This is a genomic window from Cruoricaptor ignavus (assembly GCF_014961145.1).
Classification (GTDB): Bacteria; Bacteroidota; Bacteroidia; order Flavobacteriales; family Weeksellaceae; genus Cruoricaptor; species Cruoricaptor ignavus.
Genome location: NZ_CP063145.1, coordinates 1,814,629 through 1,836,015 on the forward strand (window position 1 = coordinate 1,814,629; position 21,387 = coordinate 1,836,015).

Sequence of the window (21,387 nt, forward strand, 5' to 3'; positions counted from 1 at the left end):
GGTTGCGCCGCTCTGACCAGAATTTAGATTATTTTTTTTGCGAATTAATTCTCTGTCTGCGCAGATCTCAGCTCATTTTTAAGGATGTTCAGCTGCTCGCGCTTCTCATCGATGCTGCGGTAAGTATCGGAAAGCAGAGGATTTTCTCTAGAAGGATTGCTGAAGAAATTGAGGTTGCGCTCCAGGTTGGAAATTTCATTTTCCAGCTCGGAAATTTGGTTTCTCAGCTTCCGCATACCATCGTCCATTCCTGTATCCCTGCGGCTGTCGTTTCTTCTTCCGGCAAATTTTCTCTCGCCATCTGCAGAAGGAAGTTTCTCCCGGATGATGCGGTTAAACTCCTGGTTGATGCTCATCCTGTCCCGCGGAACTTTGCCTATGGCATCCCATTCTGTACGGATCTCACGGGCTCTGCCTTGTTCCTCCTCGCCGAGGGATTTCAGCTCCTCCAGGAGGGCTTCTTTTCGCTTAAGATTTTCTTTCCAGTTGTCGCCGGAGACTGTTTGGCTGCTGCCCTTTTTCCTGAAATTATCGAAGAAAGTGTTGCTAGCCTCGCGGAACTCCTCCCAGATTTTCTCCGCTTGCGCGCGCGGTACGAAGCCGGTATTCTTCCATTCTTCCTGGAGTTTTTTAAACAGCGGCACGGCAGTATCCCAGTCCTCAGAGTTCATATTGTCCTGAGCGGCCTTCAGCAGCTCCCTTTTTTTCTCCAGATTTGCCTGCTGATCGCCTTTCAGATTTTTGTAAAATTCGTTCTTTGCCGAATTGAAATCCCTTAGGCTGTCCTTAAAATCCGTCCAGTTCTGGTTGGAGAGCTTCCTTGGCACGCTGCCCACCTGCAGGAATTCTTCGCGCAGTTGCTCCACTTTTTTTATGGACTGCTGCCAGAATTTGTGGTTCTTTTCTTCCGTACTAGCGAGTATCTCCTTTATTTGCTGGATCAGCGCATTTTTCCTTTCAAGGTTAGCATTCTGTACCGCCTCGATTTCCTCACTCAGCTCGGATTTTCTTGCGTGGATCTGGTTAGAAATTTCCTTAAATTCCTGCCAGGTCTCTTCGCGGAACTCCTCCGCCACTGGGCCGGCCTCCTCTTTCCAGACTTTATGAAGATACTGCAGCTCGTTCAGCGCCTTCTGTACGGAAGATTCTTCCAGAAGTTCCTTCGCTCTCTCGATGATGCTACGCCTGCGCTCAAGATTCTGCGCATATTCCTGATCGCGGTACTCCTTGTTCAGGTCCAGCATTTTGTAGAACTGCCCAAGGTGATAGAAATAATTGTTGCTGATGTTTTTAAAATCCGCCTTTGCCACATGCCCAGCGGTTTCCCAATGGTTCCTGATTTCCCGGATTTCCTTGAAGAGATTGGTGCCGGGCTGGGTGTTCATATAGAGGTTTTTCAGGCGCTCCACAATGCCCTCGCGCTCGGCAATGTTTTTGGCATTCTGTTCAGGATCCGGTTCGGCTGTGTCCGTCTTCGCGCTGCTTGCATCATCAGCGGTTTCATTAGCGCTGCTACCAGGTGCTTCAGCAATATCAGCAGCCAGATTCGTTTCAAGATTCTGATTTTCTGAGGAGTTTTCTTCATTGGTGCTCTCCTCACTGCTGAATTGTTCTAGTATTTCCTGCTGGTTTTGGTTGTTTCCGGCAGAAGTCGGGTTCAGTGCCTCGTTTTCGGATGTATCTTCCGGGCTCATGCTTATTAGTTTTAATATCAAAATAATCCGCTTGGCGGGATATAAAATCGGCTAAAATTAAAAAGATTTTCCTATCTGTACCAAATTTCCCAAGATTTTTCCGCCTGCATTTCCAGCATCAGCTGTCCGTTCACGGTTTCTGCGCCGTTTTTCCGGCATTCTTTCAGGAATTTGGTTTCGCTGGGGTTGTAGATTAAATCAATCGCTAAGTGTTTGTCGCTCAACGCATTAAATGGAAATTTTACCGAGTTTTCAATGTCAGGAAAAGTTCCAACCGGTGTGCATTGGATGATGATTTTGCTTTCGCGGACAAGTTCTACGGTTAAATTTTCGAAATTTATTTTTCCCTTTCTACAAACGGTTACATACGGAATGCCGTGTTTTTCCAGCACGAATTTCACGGCTTTTGCTGCGCCGCCATTTCCTAAAATCAATGCTTTGTCGTGATGCGGTTTTTTGTATTTCAGCAAGGTTTGTTCAAAACCGAAAGCATCCGTGTTAAAACCTGTGGCTTCTCCGCCAGAAATTTTCACAGTGTTTACCGCACCTATTTTTTCCGCTTCTTCTGAAAGTGCGGTTAAATAAGGTATAATTTCCTGCTTGTACGGAATCGTCACATTAAAACCTACCAGATTTTCCTGCGAGAAAAGGCTTTCGATGTCGTCTAAGTTTTCAAAATCAAAAAATTCATAGGAATGGTTTTCCAGCCCAAGTTCCCGGAATTTTTCCGCAAAATATTTTTTCGAGAAAGAGTAAGAAATATTCTTTCCCAGCAAGCCAAACCGCTTTTTTTCCATCGGCTAAAAATAAAAAACCGAAGTTTTCCCTTCGGTTATTTTCCTCAAATCTTAGATTTCTACTGCACCACAAGTTTCGTTGTCGCCTTGCCGGCCTTCACGATGTAGGTGCCTTTCGGAAGGTTCAGGTTGATGCTGCCTTCGCTCTTCGTAGTCGTGAAATAGCGCACCATACGGCCTTCCGTATTGATGATTTTAATCTCGGTTTTCGGTTCAGCGCCGGAGTAATTCATAAAGCCGTCCTTCACAGGATTCGGGAAAATCCGGAAATTCTTCTGAGTTTCCGTTTCGCTTGCCGACAGATATTGTCCCCAAACTTTTTCCACGAAATCTGGGCGGTCGATGTACGGGTTCCTGTTGCCCTGGTAGGCATAGGCAGCATTGTTCCGAGAGATTTCTTCTGGCGAAACTGGGTCTTGCTGCGCCCATTTCAGGAGCTGCCTCAGTTCCCATTCCTGCAGGCCTGGATAAGCGCTGCCGCCAAGAATGTTTTCCGTTTTGAAGGTCGAAAGCTGAGATTCATACCTCGTCACGAAATACAGGATCATCCGCGCTACATCGCCTTTGAAAGCGTCAATCGGCTCGAAAACTGTACCGCCATAACCAGGCGATGCAGAGCTGCCCAGCTTGGAGCCATTCTTAGTGGTGATGCTCGCATTTTTCACCACTCCAAATGGATAATTGTCACGGTAGCCGTTTACTTTTCCGTCCGTCGCACGAATGTGATGCACATCGCTCTTCATCGGGAATTTCTCGCTAAACAAGCTCTGTGGCACGATATGCTCACGGTTGTAGCAATCGCCTTCCACTTTGTAATTTCCGCACTGGTCGGTCACCATTATAAAATTGTACGGATCTGCACCGGTAGGATTTTCGGAATAAATATCCAGCACGGTACCGTCGTTTTCGTAGAATTTATCAACATCCGTGGTTTTAAACGCCGTCCAAAGCCCGTTGTAGCCTCTATCCCTGTGGCCGTTAGAAATAATTTTGCTAAGTTCGGTTTTCAGCGCCGCGCCGCTCAGGTTTTCGGCACTGTTGTAATAATTGGCAGGAGCCTGTGCCAGGGAGAGACCGAAGCACAGTGCTAATAAAAGCTGGATGATTTTTTTCATATTAAAATTTCGGCTAAAATATAAAATTATGATTAACTATTATATTACAAAAATATTAAATCCTTAGTAAACAGTATTCCGCACTTTCGGTTTTGAAAATATTCGGGAAACCAGCAGGCCAAAAAAGGCTGATACCGCTGCAACCGTAAAGTAATTTACAGGCCGAATTCTCACCGGAAACGGCAATTCTGCGGTTGCCTTGAAAAAGCCCGTCTCTATCTGCAGCCAGCAGATCAGCGTACCGAGCACCAGGCCAGCCGCCAGGCCCGCAAATACTATCAGCAGCCCTGTGTAGAAATAGATTTGCCTTAAATCTTTTGCGGAAAATCCTATTGCAGAGAGGGCGCGTTCCTGCTCACTTTTATCGAGCTGGAGGATGATGATAGCCCCGGCCAGGTTGAATGTGGTGATGAATATCACAAGGGAAAAGATAAGATAGATAATCATTTTCTCTGTGTTTATCATTTTCCAAAAGGCAGAATTTTCCTCTTCCTTTGTTTTGATGATGAAGTTTTTTCCGAGTTTTGCAGCAAGATTTTGCTTTACGGCATCCGCCCTCTTCGGGTCCTTTAATTTGATGACAATTTGGTAAGCGGCTTCCGGTGGGAGGTCCAGAAGTTCCTGCGCGAGATCTATCGGGGCTATTAGGTAGCTGTTCAGCTGGTCTTTACCTGCAAAGACCCCCGAGGCGTAAATTTCTTTTTTATTGAAAATATCTTCCTCCCTGGTGATAATCCCCACGCCCGGCTTTGCCATATAAATATAGGCGTAGTCTTCCGTCTCGCCCACGGGCAGGCGCAGGCGGTTGTCCAGGCTGTTTTCAATAAGAACCTCATTGGTGTAAGTAAAATCCGGATACTTTCCAAAGAAGACCTCCCTGTTTATCGGGTTCACGGTGGTATATGCAGAATCTACCGCGCGCAGGTAGGCAATTTCGGAAACCTCACCGTATGATACCACTACTTTTTCCTCGATGATTTTGGAGTAGGCGGCGATTTCCCGGTGGCTCCGGATTAAGTTTTCTGTGGTGTTAATGTTTTTCAGCCTCTTGCCGCTTGCGGATGAAATTGTAAGATCGGCGTGTAGGTTGGCAATAAGATCCCGGTTCATATCCTCCAATCCCGAAAATACGGAGAGGATGATGAACATTGCTGCGGCAGCCGTCATCATTGCAAACGCGGCCAGCCAGGTGATGAAAGTAACGGCGGTGCTCCCTTTTTTGGAGATGAGGTAGCGGCGCGCTATGTGCAGGGAAGTTTTTGCCACGGGATCAGAGTTTCGGATTGTCGCCTTCCCCCTTCAGCTCGCGCTCCAGGCGCTCCACATCGTCCAGGGAGGTATCCAGATAAAATTGCAGGTTGGGGATCGTGCGCACCTGCCTAGCCATCTTCTGCCCCAGGAAGTTCCTGTACTGGGGCTTATTCAGGTCTATTTCTTTCATGATCGGCTCCCGAAATTCCGGCGGGAATACGCTGAGGTAGATTTTCGCAATGCCAAGGTCGGCAGTTACGCGCACATCCGATACGGTAATCAGCAAATTATGAGGGCTCTCGGCGGACTGCTTTCTGAAGAGTTCCGAGAAATCTTCCTGGATGATCTGTGCGATCTTTCTCTGGCGGTTATTTTCATTCATTTCACAAAAATACTTTTTTTAGATGAAAATACTTTTTTGCGAAAATAAATAGGTTTGAAAATAAAAAAAATTCTTATTTTTGCAAACTCAAAAGTGAGTGTCGTGGAGACAGGCATTCACTTACGGCGGCCTTGTAACTCAGTTGGTTAGAGTAGCTGACTCATAATCAGCAAGTCCTTGGTTCGAGCCCAAGCTGGGCCACACTGAAAATCAGCCACTTACGAATAGAGTAGGTGGCTGATTTATTTTTTGAAGAGTATTAGCCGGACTTTTTGCCAAACCCCTGTCAGCGGCTGATTAAGAAAAAAGCCCTCCAATGTGGAAGGCTTAAAAAAGTTCGGCTTTAAAATTTTACAGCGTTGAAGAATATTCCAGCAGATCCACAAGCTTATTGGAGTAGCCCATTTCGTTATCGTACCAGGATACTACTTTCACGAAAGTTGGCGAAAGCATAATGCCGGCATCTTTATCGAAGATGGAAGTTCTCTTATCGCCCACGAAATCCTGAGAAACCACCAATTCTTCAGTGTAGCCCAGGATGCCTTTCAGTTCGCCCTCGGAAGCCTCCTTCATCGCAGCGCAGATTTCTTCGTAAGTTGTTGGGTTTTCAAGCCTTGCCGTAAGGTCCACTACGGAAACATCTACCGTAGGCACGCGGAAAGACATCCCTGTGAGTTTGCCGTTCAGCGATGGGATTACTTTGCCTACAGCCTTTGCAGCACCCGTGGAAGAAGGGATGATGTTCACGCTTGCAGCGCGGCCACCTCTCCAGTCCTTCATTGAAGGGCCGTCCACAGTTTTTTGCGTAGCAGTGGTAGCGTGCACCGTAGTCATCAGGCCTTCCGCGATGCCGAATTTATCGTGAAGCACTTTGGCAACCGGTGCAAGGCAGTTCGTGGTGCAGGATGCGTTCGAGAAGATTTTCACATCATCGGTAAGCTCCTTGTGGTTCACGCCCATTACGAACATTGGCGTATCGTCTTTGGAAGGTGCGGAAAGCACTACTTTTTTCGCGCCAGCATTCAGGTGGGCAGAAGCTTTTTCCTTATCCAGGAAAAGCCCTGTAGATTCCACGATGTACTCCGCGCCGATTTCGTTCCACTTCAGGTTGTTCGGGTCTTTCTCTGCCGTCACACGGATTCTCTTGCCGTTCACTACAAGGTCATTACCTTCCACGGAAACTTCGCCGCAGAATTTGCCGTGCACAGAGTCGTACTTCAGCATATAAGCCATATACTCCGCATCGATAAGGTCATTGATGCCTACCACTTCGATGTTTTCACGCTCCGCCATTGCACGGAAAACCAGGCGCCCGATTCTTCCGAAACCGTTGATACCTACTTTGATTGTTGACATAATATTAAATTTAATTGGTTTAATGGTTTTAACTTTAAAGAGCCAGAACCTCGGAAATGAGTTTTAGCTCCGGATCTAGGTCGTTATGTTTTTTGATGGCTTCAGCAATAGGCGTGAAAACCAGCTTGTTGGACTGTATTCCTGCCATCACGCGAGATTGCCCCTCCATAAGTCCCTTTACCGCGCCGTAGCCTAGGCGGCTTGCCAGAACGCGGTCGGCGCAGCTAGGCCTGCCGCCCCTCTGGATGTGCCCCAGCACGGAGATGCGGATATCATAATTCGGGTAGTGCTGCTTGGTAATGCGTGCCAGTTCATAAACATTGCCGAGCTTTTCACCCTCTGCCACCACCACGATGCTGGAGTTTTTCCCCCGTTTAGCAGCTTTGTCAAATGTTTCAAACATCTCATCGATGCTGTCTGTTTCTTCCGGGATCAAAATATCCACAGCGCCGGTAGCAATTCCGGAATTCAGGGCGATGAAGCCGGCATCCCTGCCCATTACCTCCACGAAGAAAACGCGGTTGTGGGAAGTGGCGGTATCGCGGATTTTGTCGATGGCGTCCATCGCGGTATTCAGCGCGGTATCGTAGCCAATGGTATAATCCGTCCCGAAAATATCATTGTCGATAGTCCCCGGGACGCCCACCACGCGGATTCCCGTTTCTTCTGCAAATACATTCGCACCGGTAAAGGTTCCGTCACCCCCGATGCAGATCAGCCCATCAATCTGATGTTTCTGGCAATTTTCGAATGCCCTCTGCCTGCCCTCCGGAGTTTTAAATTCCAGGGATCTTGCGGACTTCAAAATTGTCCCGCCAAGGTTGATGATGTTGCTCACCGAGCGTGGGCCCATCTTGGTAAAATTATCCTCCATCAGCCCGTTGTAGCCACCGCGAATGCCGTAGCAATCCAGGTGAAAGTAGTGGGCAGTCCGCACCACAGCGCGAATCGCTGCATTCATTCCGGGCGCATCGCCGCCGGAGGTAAGTACCCCGATGGATCTGATTTCTGTAGCCGACATAGAGAGCAGTTTTTAAACTTCACAAATTTAATTAAAATTTCCTTCCCAGAAAATGCTTGATAAAAGTTTCCCCCATTAAAAATATCACCGCATATCTCTTCATTTTTTTATAATTTTGTGAATATTTAAGGATAAAATGAGCACAGCAGAAGACAAGAAAAAAGCGCTATCCTTAGTGCTTGAGAAACTCGATAAAACCTATGGCAAAGGCACGGTGATGACGCTGGGTGACGAATCTGTGGATACTTCCATCGAAGTAATTCCCTCCGGTTCGCTCGGCCTTGATATTGCGCTCGGTGTGGGCGGCTATCCGAAGGGCAGGATCATAGAAATCTACGGCCCGGAATCCTCCGGTAAAACCACGCTTACGCTGCACGCCATCGCAGAAGCGCAGAAGCAGGGCGGCATAGCGGCATTCATCGATGCGGAGCACGCTTTTGACAGAAGCTACGCCGCGAAGCTTGGCATCAACCTGGAAGACCTGATTATTTCTCAGCCGGATAATGGTGAGCAGGCCTTAGAAATTGCCGACAACCTGATCCGTTCCGGCGCGATTGACATCGTGGTGATCGACTCTGTGGCTGCCCTTACGCCGAAGGCTGAGATTGAAGGTGAGATGGGCGATTCCAAGGTTGGGCTTCACGCAAGGCTGATGTCTCAAGCCTTGAGGAAACTTACCGGCACGATTTCCCGTACGAAATGCACCGTGATTTTCATCAACCAGCTTCGTGAAAAAATCGGCGTGATGTTCGGCAATCCGGAAACTACAACGGGCGGTAATGCTTTGAAGTTTTACTCCTCCGTACGCATCGATATCCGGAAGGCAAGCCAGCCGATTAAAAACGGTGACGAAGCCATAGGAAGCCGCGTGAAAGTGAAAATCGTGAAGAATAAGGTGGCGCCGCCTTTCAAGCAGGCAGAGTTCGACATAATGTATGGCGAGGGCGTTTCCAAATCCGGCGAAATCCTTGACACCGCGGTGGATATGGGCATCATCAAGAAAAGCGGCTCGTGGTTTTCCTACGACGATACGAAGCTTGGGCAAGGCCGTGATGCCGTGAAAGATGTGCTGCGCGACAACCCTGAGCTTTCTGAAGAAATCGAGGAGAAGATAAAGGAAGAGATAGTTGCGAGAAAGTAATCTATATTTAAAGTGTAAAATTAAAACTTAGCAGGTTTTAAAATTTGCTAAGTTTTTAAGCTAAAAAATCTCAAAAAAACTGCCCGGCAAAATCGCCGGGCAATTTCTTTATCCCTCAATCTCCTAATTTCTAAATTTGAGCTTACGAATTTTCAAGCACATAAGTGAACATCAGTGGTGCGCAAATTGTGGCATCGCTTTCCACGATGAATTTTGGTGTATTGATGTCCAGCTTTCCCCAGGTAATTTTCTCATTCGGAACGGCGCCGGAATATGAGCCGTAGGATGTAGTAGAATCCGAGATTTGGCAGAAGTACGACCAGAACGGCACATCGTGCATCTCCAAATCCTGATACAGCATCGGCACCACGCAGATTGGGAAATCACCGGCAATTCCGCCGCCAATCTGGAAGAACCCGATGCCTTTTCCGCCAGAATTTTCACGGTACCAGTCGGCAAGGAATGTCATATATTCAATCCCGGATTTCATCGTAGAAGGCTTCAATTCGCCCTTGATGCAGTAGCTTGCGAAAATATTTCCCATCGTGGAATCTTCCCAGCCTGGAACTACAATCGGTAAATTTTTCTCCGCAGCGGCAATCATCCAGGAATCTTCCCGTGGAATTTCGTAATACTGCTCCAGCACGCCGCTCAGCACCATTTTGTACATATATTCGTGAGGGAAGTAGCGTTCGCCTTTCGCTTCCGCATCCTTCCAGATTTCCACGATGTGCTTCTGCAGGCGGCGGAAGGCCTCTTCTTCCGGGATGCAGGTATCCGTCACACGGTTCAGCCCGCGCTCCAAAAGATCCCACTCTTCCTGCGGTGTAAGGTCTCTGTAGTGCGGCACCCTTTCGTAATGAGAGTGTGCCACAAGGTTCATCAGATCCTCTTCCAGATTGGCACCTGTGCAGGAAATAATCGCCACTTTATCCTGGCGAATCATCTCGGCAAGAATCTTCCCAAGTTCTGCAGTGGACATCGCTCCGGCAAGGGAGATCAGCATTTTGCCGCCGTCTTTCAGGTGCGCCACATAGCCTTTGGACGCATCCACCAATGCTGCCGCATTGAAATGCAGGTAATATTTCTCGATAAACTCCGTAATCGGTTTGCTCATAATAAATTATTTTGTGCTAAGATAGCGATTAGAAAATGAATGGCGATTCTGCACGCAAAAACGCAAAGTTTTTACTTAAAACTTAAACCTCCTGCTCTCCTTCTTCTCCGAAATTTTCTTTTTTGCCGAAAGCCGCTTCTCAATCTGCGCTTTCGAAGGCTGCGTTTTCTTTCTCGGTTTTTTCTTTATGATGGCAGCATTCACCAAAGCCAAAATTTTCTCCGTGGCAATTCTCCTGTTTTGTAGTTGTGTCCGTGCTTCCGAAGCATTTACCTGCAGAATTCTCTCAGAATTGATGCGGTTGGCAAGCTTCGTTTTAATTAAAACTTTTTCCACCTCGCTGAAAAACGCGCTGTCCTCCACCTTCCAAAGCGCCGCCACAGCAGTTTCCACCTTGTTCACATTCTGGCCGCCGGCTCCGCTGCTGCGCGAAGTTTTATAGGTCAATTCTTTGGCGAAATCTCTCATTGCAGTGCTTTTCGAAGCTGGATTCTATCCACCTTTCCATTTGGTGTCCGTGGAATTTGCGGGATGAAAACGATTTCCTTCGGTTTGTGGAAAGATTTTTCATAGGGCAAATTGTAAATAATTTCGGCTAATTTTTCGCTTTCCCTGCCTTCAATCACGGCGATTAATTTCTGCCCAAAAAACTCATCCTCCATTCCCAAAAATACGATTTCGTTGGTGATTTCTTTTTTTGCCAACGCCTCCAGCTGTTCCGGAAAAATCTTCGCTCCGCCGGAATTTATGACATTGTCGATTCGTCCCAAAAATCGAAATTCCCGCCCGTTTTTGATTTCCACCAAATCGTTGGTCTGAAGAATTTCCATGCTAAGTTTTGGCGCTAAAATCCTCAGGCAGCCTCTTTCATCTGTGGAAATTTCCACGCCATCAAAGGTTTTGAAATAATGCTGAGCTTCTGGCGCAATTTGTTTCAGCGCAATGTGCGACAAAGTTTCGGACATCCCGTAGGTTTCGTAAACAGCATTTGGCTTCTGGCCGTTGGTTGATGGCTCTCCGCTAATTTCCTTAAGCTCCGTTACTTTGTAGTTGTCAAAAAATGGTTCCTGGTTCTTGATTCTCGATTCTTGAATCTTATACCTCAGCCTTTCCGAAACTGCCGCACCACCTATGATTAGATTTTTGATGAGATGAATTTTATCGAGGGAATTTTCAACCTGCAAGGGCGTCATCGCGCAAAAATCAATTCTTCCCCTGAAATTTTCCAGCGGCTTGGACGAAGGATTTACCACAAAAAGTTTCAGCCCTCGTTCGATGGCCCTCACCACCATCATCTTCCCGGAAATATAATCGATAGGCAGGCACAGCAGCGCAGAATCGCCTTTCTCTAAGCCCAGAAAATCGCAGGTGATTTGCGCGGAGTTCAGCATCCTGGCTTTCTCCACTTCAAAAACCTTTGGCGCACCTGTTGAGCCCGAAGTTTTCACCGGCACAGTTTTCGACCAGGAGAACCAATCTTCGACAAAATCTACCACCTTAGCTTCAAACTCTGTTTCAGGTTTTAATTCCGGTAAAATATCTTCAGAGAAATCGATAAGCATATTCAAAGGGTATTTACAAATATTTTACAGCGAAAAATTTGCCAATTATAAAAAAAGTTATACATTTGCACCACCAAAAACGGAGACCCATAGTGTAACGGTAGCACACCAGATTTTGGTTCTGTTCGTCGGGGTTCGAATCCCTGTGGGTCTACTCAATCACTTGCAACGCCTTGATTTTCAGGGCGTTTTTATTTATTTCACAAGCAGAATTTTATTATCTGATATCCGATTGATATTTTGAAGAAAGATAATTGAAAAAATCCTTATTTTTGCAAACTAAAATTTTGAACATATGAATGTTACAGCTACTAATCATGACGATGTCAGCGCTAAGTTGACCGTGACGATTGATAACGCAGATTATAAAGATAAAGTTGAAAAGCAGCTGCATAACTATGCGAAAAATGCACAGGTCCCTGGTTTCCGCAAAGGAAAGGTGCCGATGAGTATGGTGCGCCGCCAGTTTGAGGCTAATGCGGCGCTGGAAGAAATCAACAAGCTGGTTTCCGAAGCTGTAAATAACTATATTTCTGAAAATAATCTGCGGCTGGTAGGCCAGCCGGTCCCCAATCCTGTGGATGATTTCGATTACAAAAAGGATCAGCTGAGTGTAGAATTTGAAGTTGGTTTTGAACCGAACATCACGATAGACCTTGCAAAATATGAGGCGCCGTATTTCAAGGTGGAAGCTTCTGATAAGGAGATCAATACCTCGATAGAAAATATGCAGAAGCGCTTCGCGGAGCAGGTTCCGCAGGAAGAAATAGGCGAGGAATCTTTTGTTAATCTCGAAATTCAGCAGGTGGTGGAAGATGGTGCGGTGGGAGAGCATCACCACGCTCCAAAAAACGCCACGATAAATGCGCAGACTAAAGAGGCTTTTGAGCTGGTAAAAGGTAAAAAGATGGATGAGGTTTTCCGGATTTCAAAAGAAGAATTGGTTAACAATGAAGATCTTGCGAAGCAGCTGGGTTTCAGCAAAAATGAGGTTGATCATCTACATCATAATGAGCTGGAAATCAAAATTAAAGATTTTTACGGCCTGAAAGACCACGAGCTGAATCAGGAACTTTTTGATAAAGTTTACGGCGTAGGCAACATTGCGTCCGAAGAGGCTTTGAGGGAAAAAGTAAAATCCGAGCTTGATGAGTATTTCCAGCAGAATGCCGATGTGCATTTCGTGAATAAAATTCTTGAGCAAATCGTAAAAACAGAAGAAATACAGCTGCCTGAAAATTTCCTTGTGAAGCATCTGATGTTTACCAACCAAAATGTAACCTCCGAGCAGCAGGCACGCGAAATTCTTGAAAGGGAAAAAGACCAGCTGAAATATCAGATCATCGAGGGTAAGCTGATGAATGATAATGAGGTAAAGATCGATTACAGCGATGTTCTGGAGCAGGCGGAGCAGCTGGTGAGAAACCAGATGGCGATGTATGGCATTCACAACCTGGCGGATGAGGAAGTTCAGAAATACGCAGTGGAGATCTTGAAAGATCAGAACCAGCTGCAGCAGATTTCCAGCGAGGTGGCGATGGCCAAGCTAAAAGATGTAATTCTTGAAAAGGCAAAGAAAAATGAAAAAGCCATCTCCCACGATGAGTTCCTTGAAGAGATAAAAAATAAAGAGGAGGATACAGCTGACAATGCTGAAACTTCTGGAAACTAAAAAAACCGCCTCTTTTGAGGCGGTTTTCCTTTTGAAAAGAGACAGTTTTTAGTGGAACTGCTCGGTTTCAGTGGAGCCTGCCATCGCCTTTACCGACGACTGACCGGCGGTGACCACAGTCTGGATTTCATCAAAGAAAGATGTACCCACGAAGTTTTGGTGTTTTACGGCGCGGAACCCTTTTTCCTGAAGTTTGAATTCTCTCTCCTGCAGTTCGCTGTAGCCTGCCATTCCGCGGTTTTTGTAGGATAGGGCCAGCTCAAACATTGAGGTGTTCAGCGCGTGGAAACCGGCAAGCGTAATGAACTGGAATTTATAGCCCATTTTTGCAAGTTCCTCGCGGAATGTCTCCATCTCCGGAACGGAAAGCTTTGCCGCCCAGTTGAAAGAAGGCGAACAGTTGTAAGCAAGCATCTTCCCAGGGAATTTTGCGTGGATACCTTCAGCAAATCTGCGTGCCTGCTCTAGGTCCGGGTTGGAGGTTTCCATCCAGAGCAGGTCGGCATACGGCGCATAAGACAGCCCGCGGTCGATGCCTTGCTCCACTCCGTTTTTCACGCGGTAAAAGCCTTCAGAAGTTCTTTCACCGGTGATAAATTTATGGTCTCTCTCGTCGATGTCGGAGGTGAGGAGGTCGGCAGCATCCGCATCAGTCCTGGCGATTAGCACGGTTGGTACTCCGCAAACATCCGCGGCAAGCCTTGCAGCAATCAGCTTATTGATGGCCTCCTGAGTAGGTACAAGAACCTTCCCGCCGAGGTGTCCGCATTTTTTCGCAGAAGAAAGCTGGTCTTCAAAGTGAACGCCTGCAGCGCCGGACTCAATCATTTGCTTCATAAGCTCGTAGGCATTCAGGTTGCCGCCAAAGCCGGCTTCAGCATCCGCAACGATTGGAACGAGGTATTCTTTCCGCTGGTCCTCGCTTACCCCGTTTACGCTTTGTATTTGATCAGCACGGAGCAATGCGTTGTTAATTCTTTTCACTACTGCAGGTACGGAATTAGCAGGGTAGAGCGACTGGTCCGGATACATCTCACCGGAAAGGTTGGCATCTGCCGCTACCTGCCACCCGGACAGGTATATCGCCTCGAGCCCGGCATCCACTTCCTGAACCGCCTGGTTGCCTGTAAGCGCTCCCAGGCCGGCTACGAAGTCTTTCGAATTTAGCTTGCTCCAAAGCGTTTCAGACATTTTGGTGGCAATGGTGTAGTCCAGTTTATAGGAGCCTCTAAGTTTCAGCACATCCTCCGCGCTGTACGGTCTTTCCACGCCTTTCCATCTCGGGCTCTCGTTCCATTCCTGCTGCAGTTTTGCAGCTTCATCCTTGTTGATCATTTTATAAATTATTTTATGTTAAAATATGGTTGATTTAAATATATTGGTAGGCTTTAGTAGTGAGGAATTCCTCAAAATCATCATCCAGAACCAGCTCGTTAAAAAGCTCAGTGGCGAGTTGGAATCTGCCGTTTTCGAAGCGCGATTCACCCACATAATCCTTTATTTTTTCTAATTCCTCATTTTCCCATTCTTTCACTATTTCAGGGCTAAGGATTCTTCCATCGTCCAGCTTGGCATTGTTTTTCAGCCATTGCCACACCTGGGTGCGGGAAATTTCGGCTGTGGCAGCATCCTCCATGAGGTTGTAGATTGCTGCGGCGCCGGCTCCCATAAGCCAGGATTCGATGTAGAGGATGCCTACATTGATGTTTTCGCGAACGCCCTTCTCGGTGATGGTTCCTTGAGGAATTTCCAGCAATTGCTCCTCGGTGATTTCTTCCTGAGAAATAGGCCTGTCAATCTGGTTTTTTTCTGGCATCTTGTCATTAAAAACTTCCATTGCTACCTGCACGAGCGCCGGGTGGGCTACCCAGGTACCGTCGTGCCCGTTATTTGCTTCGCGCTCCTTGTCTGCCCGCACCTTGGCGAAGGCGGCATCGTTCGCTGCATCATCACCTTTTACGGGGATCTGTGCTGCCATACCGCCCATAGCGTGTACGCCGCGTTTGTGGCAGGTCTGTACCACAAGCCTTGAGTATGCGCTCATAAATGGGGCAGTCATCGTTACCTGGCTGCGGTCCGGAACAATGAACTCCGGCTGATTGCGGAATTTTTTGATGTAAGAAAAAATGTAATCCCAGCGCCCGCAGTTCAGCCCGGCACTGTGCTCCTTCAGCGCGTGGAGGATCTCGTTCATCTGGAAGGCGGCGGTAATGGTTTCAATAAGCACGGTGGCTTTTATGCTGCCCTGGGGCACTCCTAGGTAATCCTGCGCGAAAACGAAAACATCATTCCACCACTGCGCCTCGGCGTAATGCTCCAGCTTCGGGAGGTAAAAGTAAATGCCCCCGCCGTCTTCTATGGCTTTTTTGGCATTTCTAAAGAAATAAATTCCGAAATCTACCAGCGAGCCGGAAGCGATTTTCCCGTCTATCTCGATATGCTTTTCGTTTAGATGCAGCCCGCGCGGTCTTACGAGCAGGGTGGCGGTTTTTTCGGAGAGTTCGTATTTTTTTCCTTTTTCGTTCTCGAAAGAAATCGTTTTTGCAACCGCGTCGGACAGGTTTTTCTGGCCCTCCATACAGTTTTCCCAGGTAGGGGAGTTGCTGTCCTCAAAATCTGCCATAAAGCAGCTGGCCCCGGAGTTCAGCGCGTTGATGATCATCTTTCTGTCCACCGGTCCGGTGATTTCCACGCGGCGGTCCTGCAGGTTTTCCGGAACTGGGGCGCACTTCCAGTCGCCGCTGCGGATGCTTTCGGTTTCGGGGAGGAAGGTAGGTTTTTTTCCGGCATCAAATTCTTTTTGCTTTTCTTCTCTTGCCCCGAGGAGCTCGAGGCGTCTTCCGTCAAACTTTCTGTGTAGCTCCGTGATAAAATTTGAAAGCTCTTCGGTGAAAATCTCGCTGTATTTTGCATCAGCCAGAATTCTAAAATCAGACATAGGATTAAAATTTTGAATGCGACAAATGTAGTTAAAAATATTCACAAACAGCGAATGTTCGCTAAATTTTATAAAAAGTTTTTTTGATACATTTGCATCTTGCATTTATGACAGATAGCGAGTTTATAAGAATTGTCTTCGGGCTGAAAGTACGGCAGTACAGGCAGAAGCTGGGACTTTCGCAACAGCAGCTGGCAGGCGGAACCGGGCTTTCCAAATCTTACATTAATGAGATAGAGAGCGGGAAAAAATATCCAAAGCACGAAAAAATTGTCCAGATCGCGGATGCCCTAGCAGTATCATACGACCAGCTGGTATCCACGAAGCTGGATAAGAGCCTGGAGCCCCTGGCGGAAATCCTCCGCTCAGATTTCTTCAAGCAGATACCGCTGGAGCTTTTCGGTATCAATAAAATCAACCTTATCTCCATCGTGAGCGAGGCGCCGAAGGATGTCACGGCTTTCATCAACACCATTATTGAGATATCGCAGAATTACAACCTCAGCAGGGAAGATTTTTATTTCGCCGTGATGCGTAGCTATCAGGAGCTGCACGAAAATTATTTCCCCGAGATAGAAGAAAAAGCATCGGCTTTCTTTGCAGAAAACCAGCTCCCTTCAAAGCCTTCCGCGGAAAAGCTTAGGGAAATTTTAACTGAAAAATTTCATTACAAGATCACGGATCAGGATTTCCAGAAATTCGGCGCTACGGGCAAGCTGCGGTCGCTCTATTTCCCAGACAATAAGCTGCTGATGATGAACGAACTTCTGGATGAAAACCAGAAGGCCTTCATCCTCGCGAAGGAAATCGGATACAATGTCCTGGGAATCTCCGCGCGGCCGAGCACCTACTCCTGGCTGGATTTTTCCAGCTTTGATGAGCTGCTGGGCAATTTTTTCTCCTCCTATTTTGCGGGCTGCTTGCTGATTTCCAAAAGTGATGTACTGCCGGAGCTATCCGCCTTTTTTGAGGAAAAGCAATGGGATGCCCGGAAGTTTTCTTCGATGATGGCAAGATTCACGGATTCCCCGGAGACTTTTTATTACAGGCTTACCAATCTATTGCCGCAGGAGTTTGGTTTTAAGGATATTTTTTACCTCTGTTTTACTAAGAAAAAAAATTCTGATAATGTGAAGATTATCAAAGAAATGCATTTGAACAGGAAGCAGTCTCCCCGCTCCAGCGCGGTGAACGAGCATTACTGCAGGAGGTGGGTGGCGGTGAAGAACCTGGGCAGTTTGCAGCGCCGCGGGCAGTATTCGGACATCCAGATTTCCAATTATGCGGAAAGCGGCAGGCGCTATCTCGTGATCTCCACCTCGGAGCAGAATCCCTTCTCAGACGGTACCAACCGCAGCTACTGTATCGGGATCCTTATCAACCCTGCGGTGCAGAAAAAAATCCGGTTCCTGAAAGAAGTCCCCGAGGTAAGCGTAGGCACCACCTGCGAATACTGCCCGATCCAGAATTGCGAAGTGCGGCAGGTGCCGGCGGTGCGCCTGGAGAAGGAAAAATTTAATGAGGAGCTGAAATCTGCGATCGAAAAAATTAAAGAGACTGCAGATCCGGATTAATTTTTCTTTCCGAACTCCCGGTGCCATTCTTCTGCGGCATCGCTTAGTGTTTGGAAAAAATCCTCCCCATATTTCCTGATGAGAGGCGTTTTCAGAAATTTGTAAACTGGCACCTTCAGTTCCCTTCCCAGGGTGCAGGCATCGCTGCAGATAGGCCATTCGTGATAGTTCAAAGCGGTAAAAGTGCGGTATTCTGTCACGCGGATCGGGTATAGGTGGCAGGAAATCGGCTTCTGCCAGCCGACAGTGCCGTCTTCAAAGGCCTTCTCGATACCGCATTTCGTGATGCCATTCTCATCAAAAGTCACATACGCGCACTCTCTGCCCTCTACCATCGGCGTTACAAAATCGCCATCCACAGGGTCGGTAGTCCAGGTGCCCTGAGCCTCCAGCGCCTCAATTCCTGCGGGGGTGAGGTAGGGTTTTATCTTTTCGAAAATGTTCTCTAAAATTTCGGTTTCCTCCTTCTCCAGCGGGGCTCCCACATCGCCCTCCACACAGCAGGCGCCTTTGCATTTGTGCAAATTGCAGACGAATTCTTCGCTGAAAATCTCTTCAGAAATCAGTTTGTCATCAATCTGGATCATATGATCTTTATTAATTTGTAAGTTTCTGCTCTAAAAATTACCAAACTCAAAACAATAAGCCAGAGGCAGGCTTCTTTCATCCAATATTTCGGTAGGAACCACAGCATCCGGCTGAGAATTATGGAAAACGGCAGCGCAAGCAGAAGCAGCAGCTCAAAATGATAGCCCATGTACAAGAAGATGCTCACAAGCTGCGCACCAGTGAAGGTGAGAAGGAAAGTGTATTTGTAGCGGCTGGAGGGGCTCTTTTCGCTGTAGTGTCGGAAGTGATCCAGCAGGGCGTAGATGCCCATCAGTAGCAGGGACGCGAGGCAGGCGATCGGGCGGAAGTCAGAAATAAAATTTTGCTCCGGGATTGGGAAATAGTCGTAATTTATTTCATTTAAACCAAAAAAATAGGCGATGCAGAAGTAGCTGCCCAGCGTGAGCGCGATCCCGAAAAAAAGCCTCAGCAGATTGAGCCCTATCCGGCGCGAAGTGGCGACAATGTGGATGACGAGGAACAGGAGCATCGGCCACGCGGCAGGCAGGAAAAGGTAGCCAAGGCACTGCACTACCCCCGCCAGCACATAATTTTTCCGGCTGATATTGTCATCCGGATTAGTGAGCATCAGCAGCAAAAATGAGTTGGTGAATAGCGCTGCGGAGATACCGATATCCAGCCCGGGACTATAGAATGCGAAGATGAAAAATGTGTACAGAAACAGCGGCAGATGCGTGCTGTAAGTAAGGTTCATCTGAAAAAAAACATAATACCCCAGCGATGCACCGCATAGTGCGATAATGGAGGATGTGAGGTTTAAGTAATTGAAATCCAGTATGTTGAACCCGATGAGCATCAGCAGCAAAAAACCGATGTAAAAGGGAATTGAAAAAATTGTTGACTCTTTAGAGAGCAGTTTAAACATTTATTTCTAAATTTGTGCAAAGTTAATTCAAAACCTAAAAAAATGACTTCATTCTGGCTTGCTCTGAGCAATTTCTTTAAGTGGACCTTCGGATTTTTCGACTTTGCCGGTTATGTGTTGAACTGGATTCTTTTCCTCGCGGCATCCGCAATCTTCATCTACTGGTGCTACACGCTGGTTGTAACTTTGGGCAACAACAAAGACAAGGAATATTTTTCGCCAACTGAAGGGAAGCACCCATACTACGATCCTGAAATTTATAAGAAAAATTAATCCAAAAAAATAACGCCACATCCCAAGATGTGGCGTTCAGGTTTCAATACTCTGGTTAACTGTGCATCGGGATTACCAGCACAGGGATTTTGGAATCCCTCGTCAAAGATTTTGTAAGGCTGCCCACGAAAACATCGTACATATTGCTTCTGCCGTGGCTTCCCATCACTATGTAGCTCGCCGATTTTTCTGCGGCGTATTCCAGGATGATGTCTTTCGCAATGCCCTGCTTCAGAAGGTGCTCGCAATCCACGCCAAAACCTTTGATTCTCTGCTCAATATCGCTCAGCATCTTCAGTTCTTCGCGAACTTCCATTTGCTCAATTTCCGGGAAATACTGAAACCCCATATCGCCGATTGCAAAGCCGATGTCTGACGGCGTTACATGGATCAGGCAAATTTTTCCGTTGATATCCTTCGCGAAATTCACGCAATTTTCAACGAGCAAATCGGTTTTTGCGCCGAAATCAATGGGCAGGATGATGTTTTTCATAGCACTGAATTTTGGTTAAAATTAATGAAATTCCGCCAAAAATCAAAATATCCGAATGTCCAAAACCTTCTCATTTTCCAGAAATCCTTGGAGCATATCGCCTTCGGAAATTTTCCCAACGCCTTTCGGTGTGCCGGTAAAAATCAGGTCGCCGGCTTTCAGCGTGAAGTATTTCGAAGCAAATTCAATGATGTCTTCCGGCTGAAACATCATCAGCGATGTGCTTCCCTGCTGCACCGTTTCACCATTTTTCGCCAATGAAAAGTTTAGATTTCTCAGGTCGAAATTTTCCTTCGGAAAAAATTGTGAAACTACCGCGCTTCCATCGAAAGCCTTCGCTAATTCCCAAGGTAAACCTTTGGTTTTCAGTATGTTCTGCAGATCTCTTGCCGTGAAATCTATTCCCAGGCCAATCTCGTCAAAATGCTTTGCCGCATTCTCTTTCAGGATGTATTTTCCGCCTTTGGAAATTTTCAGCACCACTTCCAGCTCGTAATGGATTTCCTGCGAAAATTCTGGGATGTAGAAATCAGTTCCCTTTAAAACCGCGGTATCAGGCTTGATAAAAATCACCGGGTTTTCCGGAATTTCGTTGCCCAGTTCCTTCGCATGATCGGCGTAATTTCTGCCAATGCAGATGATTTTCATTTCTTTGGAAAATTAAAGATTAATAATTTAAGGATTGAAAATTAAAAATATCCAACTCTGTTTCCTTTTTCTCAAAACTTGCTTCGCAGCTGAATTTTGGTGAAAATCTTTTTAGTATATAACGGGAAATCAGCGTTTTGCAGCCAGCCGAAATAGCCCGGGTCTTTCGCGAAAATATCCTTCACCCTCATCCCTTTGTATTTCCCGAACGCAAAAATTTCCTGCCCAGCTTTGTCGAAATGTATCATTCCGGCAAGGTCGGCAAATTTCTGATGGTGCGAGAATTCGCTGAGCGCATTCACATCCTTCGGCAAATCAGGATAATGCCCAACCTGTGCATCCAGGATTTCGAAAGTTGCCTGCACATCGGCTTCTGCAGAGTGTGCGTTCAGCAGCTCTTTTCCACAGTAAAACTGGAATGCCGCCGAAAGGTTCCGCGGTTCCATTTTGTGGAAAATCGTTTGTGCATCCACCAGTCTATGCTTGCTCAAATCGAAATCATAGCCTGCGCGAAGCAATTCTTCCGCAAGAAGCGGCACATCAAACCTGTTGGAATTGAAGCCCGCCAAATCGCTGCCGGAAATCATTTCCACAATCTTCGGCGCAATTTCGCGGAAAGTCGGTGCATCCTTCACATCGTCGTTCGTAATGCCGTGAATTTCAGTAGCTTCCGCAGGAATATACATTTCCGGATTTACCCGCCAGGTTTTCATTTCGCGCGAACTGTCCGGGTTTACTTTCAGGATGCAGATTTCCACAATGCGGTCTTTGCCGATGTTGTTTCCGGTGGTTTCCAAATCGAAGGTGCACAGCGGCCTGTGGAGTTTTAGGTTCATTAAGGTTTAAAGTTTAAGGTTC

General features: G+C 46.9%; 21 protein-coding genes and 2 tRNA genes. 6 read left to right on the forward strand and 17 right to left on the reverse strand.

Features of this window, described 5'->3' with window-relative positions; translation table 11 throughout:
• Positions 1-44 precede the first annotated feature (44 nt).
• From IMZ16_RS08735 to rbfA, 5 genes are all read right to left on the reverse strand, one after another.
• A complete protein-coding gene (locus IMZ16_RS08735; RefSeq protein WP_193439718.1) occupies positions 45-1,694 on the reverse strand; it encodes a DUF349 domain-containing protein in 1,650 nt (549 codons plus the stop codon).
• 71 nt (positions 1,695-1,765) lie between these two features.
• The gene (locus IMZ16_RS08740; protein ID WP_193439719.1) at positions 1,766-2,491 is read right to left on the reverse strand and encodes a shikimate dehydrogenase family protein; all 726 of its coding nucleotides are present in this window, start codon (positions 2,489-2,491) and stop codon (positions 1,766-1,768) included.
• Positions 2,492-2,550: 59 nt separating this feature from the next.
• A complete protein-coding gene (locus IMZ16_RS08745; protein ID WP_193439720.1) occupies positions 2,551-3,606 on the reverse strand; it encodes an endonuclease in 1,056 nt (351 codons plus the stop codon).
• A 63-nt stretch (positions 3,607-3,669) separates the two neighbouring features.
• Positions 3,670-4,872, reverse strand: coding sequence for an ABC transporter permease (locus IMZ16_RS08750; protein WP_193439721.1), 1,203 nt, complete (start codon positions 4,870-4,872; stop codon positions 3,670-3,672).
• Between the two features lie 4 nt (positions 4,873-4,876).
• Positions 4,877-5,239 carry a 30S ribosome-binding factor RbfA gene (gene rbfA, locus IMZ16_RS08755; RefSeq protein ID WP_193439722.1) on the reverse strand — a complete coding sequence of 121 codons (363 nt, stop codon included), beginning with the start codon at positions 5,237-5,239 and terminating at the stop codon, positions 4,877-4,879.
• A 127-nt stretch (positions 5,240-5,366) separates the two neighbouring features.
• Between rbfA and IMZ16_RS08760 the strand changes: the two genes are divergently transcribed.
• Positions 5,367-5,440: transfer RNA gene (locus tag IMZ16_RS08760), tRNA-Ile, on the forward strand.
• A 150-nt stretch (positions 5,441-5,590) separates the two neighbouring features.
• On the opposite strand, the gene gap is transcribed toward IMZ16_RS08760, so the two are convergent.
• Both gap and pfkA read right to left on the reverse strand, forming a co-directional pair.
• The gene (gene gap, locus IMZ16_RS08765) at positions 5,591-6,595 is read right to left on the reverse strand and encodes a type I glyceraldehyde-3-phosphate dehydrogenase (protein WP_193439723.1); all 1,005 of its coding nucleotides are present in this window, start codon (positions 6,593-6,595) and stop codon (positions 5,591-5,593) included.
• 34 nt (positions 6,596-6,629) lie between these two features.
• Complete coding sequence (gene pfkA / locus IMZ16_RS08770) at positions 6,630-7,616, reverse strand: 6-phosphofructokinase (RefSeq protein ID WP_193439724.1); 987 nt, start codon at positions 7,614-7,616, stop codon at positions 6,630-6,632.
• Positions 7,617-7,752: 136 nt separating this feature from the next.
• On the opposite strand from pfkA, the gene recA reads away from it, so the two are divergent.
• Positions 7,753-8,757 (forward strand): recombinase RecA, encoded by a 1,005-nt coding sequence (recA, locus tag IMZ16_RS08775; protein WP_073178936.1) that lies wholly within the window; start codon positions 7,753-7,755, stop codon positions 8,755-8,757.
• Between the two features lie 142 nt (positions 8,758-8,899).
• Here recA and IMZ16_RS08780 read toward each other — a convergent pair whose 3' ends face one another.
• The 3 genes from IMZ16_RS08780 to IMZ16_RS08790 all read right to left on the reverse strand — a co-directional run bounded on the left by IMZ16_RS08780 (position 8,900) and on the right by IMZ16_RS08790 (position 11,436).
• Positions 8,900-9,874 (reverse strand): deoxyhypusine synthase family protein, encoded by a 975-nt coding sequence (locus IMZ16_RS08780; protein WP_073178937.1) that lies wholly within the window; start codon positions 9,872-9,874, stop codon positions 8,900-8,902.
• A gap of 75 nt (positions 9,875-9,949) precedes the next feature.
• A complete protein-coding gene (gene arfB / locus IMZ16_RS08785; RefSeq protein ID WP_193439725.1) occupies positions 9,950-10,342 on the reverse strand; it encodes an alternative ribosome rescue aminoacyl-tRNA hydrolase ArfB in 393 nt (130 codons plus the stop codon).
• Entirely contained in the window at positions 10,339-11,436 is a 1,098-nt protein-coding gene (locus tag IMZ16_RS08790) for an acyl-CoA synthetase family protein (protein WP_193439726.1), read from the reverse strand. The genes arfB and IMZ16_RS08790 overlap by 4 nt, the downstream gene beginning before the upstream one ends.
• 83 nt (positions 11,437-11,519) lie before the next feature.
• On the opposite strand from IMZ16_RS08790, the gene IMZ16_RS08795 reads away from it, so the two are divergent.
• A tRNA-Gln gene (locus IMZ16_RS08795) sits at positions 11,520-11,590 on the forward strand.
• Positions 11,591-11,731: 141 nt separating this feature from the next.
• Entirely contained in the window at positions 11,732-13,108 is a 1,377-nt protein-coding gene (locus IMZ16_RS08800; RefSeq protein WP_193439727.1) for a trigger factor, read from the forward strand.
• Between the two features lie 48 nt (positions 13,109-13,156).
• On the opposite strand, the gene aceA is transcribed toward IMZ16_RS08800, so the two are convergent.
• Both aceA and aceB read right to left on the reverse strand, forming a co-directional pair.
• A complete protein-coding gene (gene aceA / locus IMZ16_RS08805) occupies positions 13,157-14,443 on the reverse strand; it encodes an isocitrate lyase (protein ID WP_193439728.1) in 1,287 nt (428 codons plus the stop codon).
• A 34-nt stretch (positions 14,444-14,477) separates the two neighbouring features.
• Entirely contained in the window at positions 14,478-16,046 is a 1,569-nt protein-coding gene (gene aceB, locus IMZ16_RS08810; protein ID WP_193439729.1) for a malate synthase A, read from the reverse strand.
• Positions 16,047-16,153: 107 nt separating this feature from the next.
• Here aceB and IMZ16_RS08815 point away from each other — a divergent pair, with 107 nt between their 5' ends.
• Positions 16,154-17,620, forward strand: coding sequence for a helix-turn-helix domain-containing protein (locus IMZ16_RS08815; protein ID WP_193439730.1), 1,467 nt, complete (start codon positions 16,154-16,156; stop codon positions 17,618-17,620).
• Here IMZ16_RS08815 and IMZ16_RS08820 read toward each other — a convergent pair.
• Together IMZ16_RS08820 and IMZ16_RS08825 are read right to left on the reverse strand one after the other, a co-directional pair.
• On the reverse strand, positions 17,617-18,207 hold the full coding sequence (locus IMZ16_RS08820) for a DUF3109 family protein (protein ID WP_193439731.1): 591 nt from the start codon (positions 18,205-18,207) through the stop codon (positions 17,617-17,619). The genes IMZ16_RS08815 and IMZ16_RS08820 overlap by 4 nt on opposite strands.
• On the reverse strand, positions 18,204-19,115 hold the full coding sequence (locus IMZ16_RS08825; protein ID WP_193439732.1) for a DUF6427 family protein: 912 nt from the start codon (positions 19,113-19,115) through the stop codon (positions 18,204-18,206). Before IMZ16_RS08825 ends, IMZ16_RS08820 begins: the two co-directional genes overlap by 4 nt.
• A gap of 42 nt (positions 19,116-19,157) precedes the next feature.
• Between IMZ16_RS08825 and IMZ16_RS08830 the strand changes: the two genes are divergently transcribed.
• On the forward strand, positions 19,158-19,388 hold the full coding sequence (locus IMZ16_RS08830; protein ID WP_073179823.1) for a hypothetical protein: 231 nt from the start codon (positions 19,158-19,160) through the stop codon (positions 19,386-19,388).
• A 55-nt stretch (positions 19,389-19,443) separates the two neighbouring features.
• Here the strand turns inward: IMZ16_RS08830 and IMZ16_RS08835 are convergent, their stop codons facing one another.
• From IMZ16_RS08835 to IMZ16_RS08845, 3 genes are all read right to left on the reverse strand, one after another.
• Positions 19,444-19,881 (reverse strand): universal stress protein, encoded by a 438-nt coding sequence (locus IMZ16_RS08835; protein WP_193439733.1) that lies wholly within the window; start codon positions 19,879-19,881, stop codon positions 19,444-19,446.
• A gap of 42 nt (positions 19,882-19,923) precedes the next feature.
• Positions 19,924-20,529, reverse strand: coding sequence for a fumarylacetoacetate hydrolase family protein (locus tag IMZ16_RS08840; protein WP_193439734.1), 606 nt, complete (start codon positions 20,527-20,529; stop codon positions 19,924-19,926).
• A gap of 71 nt (positions 20,530-20,600) precedes the next feature.
• Positions 20,601-21,365, reverse strand: a complete 765-nt coding sequence (locus tag IMZ16_RS08845) for a 3'-5' exonuclease (RefSeq protein WP_193439735.1) — start codon at positions 21,363-21,365, stop codon at positions 20,601-20,603.
• Between the last annotated feature and the right edge of the window lie 22 nt (positions 21,366-21,387).

Coding starts and splice junctions, on each gene's coding strand:
- IMZ16_RS08780 (WP_073178937.1), bottom strand. CDS start 9,874: ATGAGCAAACCGATTACGGAGTTTATCGAGAAATATTACCTGCATTTC.
- rbfA (WP_193439722.1), bottom strand. CDS start 5,239: ATGAATGAAAATAACCGCCAGAGAAAGATCGCACAGATCATCCAGGAA.
- IMZ16_RS08735 (WP_193439718.1), bottom strand. CDS start 1,694: ATGAGCCCGGAAGATACATCCGAAAACGAGGCACTGAACCCGACTTCT.
- IMZ16_RS08745 (WP_193439720.1), bottom strand. CDS start 3,606: ATGAAAAAAATCATCCAGCTTTTATTAGCACTGTGCTTCGGTCTCTCC.
- arfB (WP_193439725.1), bottom strand. CDS start 10,342: ATGAGAGATTTCGCCAAAGAATTGACCTATAAAACTTCGCGCAGCAGC.
- gap (WP_193439723.1), bottom strand. CDS start 6,595: ATGTCAACAATCAAAGTAGGTATCAACGGTTTCGGAAGAATCGGGCGC.
- IMZ16_RS08845 (WP_193439735.1), bottom strand. CDS start 21,365: ATGAACCTAAAACTCCACAGGCCGCTGTGCACCTTCGATTTGGAAACC.
- IMZ16_RS08740 (WP_193439719.1), bottom strand. CDS start 2,491: ATGGAAAAAAAGCGGTTTGGCTTGCTGGGAAAGAATATTTCTTACTCT.
- IMZ16_RS08835 (WP_193439733.1), bottom strand. CDS start 19,881: ATGAAAAACATCATCCTGCCCATTGATTTCGGCGCAAAAACCGATTTG.
- IMZ16_RS08800 (WP_193439727.1), top strand. CDS start 11,732: ATGAATGTTACAGCTACTAATCATGACGATGTCAGCGCTAAGTTGACC.
- IMZ16_RS08825 (WP_193439732.1), bottom strand. CDS start 19,115: ATGTTTAAACTGCTCTCTAAAGAGTCAACAATTTTTTCAATTCCCTTT.
- pfkA (WP_193439724.1), bottom strand. CDS start 7,616: ATGTCGGCTACAGAAATCAGATCCATCGGGGTACTTACCTCCGGCGGC.
- IMZ16_RS08815 (WP_193439730.1), top strand. CDS start 16,154: ATGACAGATAGCGAGTTTATAAGAATTGTCTTCGGGCTGAAAGTACGG.
- IMZ16_RS08830 (WP_073179823.1), top strand. CDS start 19,158: ATGACTTCATTCTGGCTTGCTCTGAGCAATTTCTTTAAGTGGACCTTC.
- aceA (WP_193439728.1), bottom strand. CDS start 14,443: ATGATCAACAAGGATGAAGCTGCAAAACTGCAGCAGGAATGGAACGAG.
- recA (WP_073178936.1), top strand. CDS start 7,753: ATGAGCACAGCAGAAGACAAGAAAAAAGCGCTATCCTTAGTGCTTGAG.
- IMZ16_RS08820 (WP_193439731.1), bottom strand. CDS start 18,207: ATGATCCAGATTGATGACAAACTGATTTCTGAAGAGATTTTCAGCGAA.
- IMZ16_RS08790 (WP_193439726.1), bottom strand. CDS start 11,436: ATGCTTATCGATTTCTCTGAAGATATTTTACCGGAATTAAAACCTGAA.
- aceB (WP_193439729.1), bottom strand. CDS start 16,046: ATGTCTGATTTTAGAATTCTGGCTGATGCAAAATACAGCGAGATTTTC.
- IMZ16_RS08840 (WP_193439734.1), bottom strand. CDS start 20,529: ATGAAAATCATCTGCATTGGCAGAAATTACGCCGATCATGCGAAGGAA.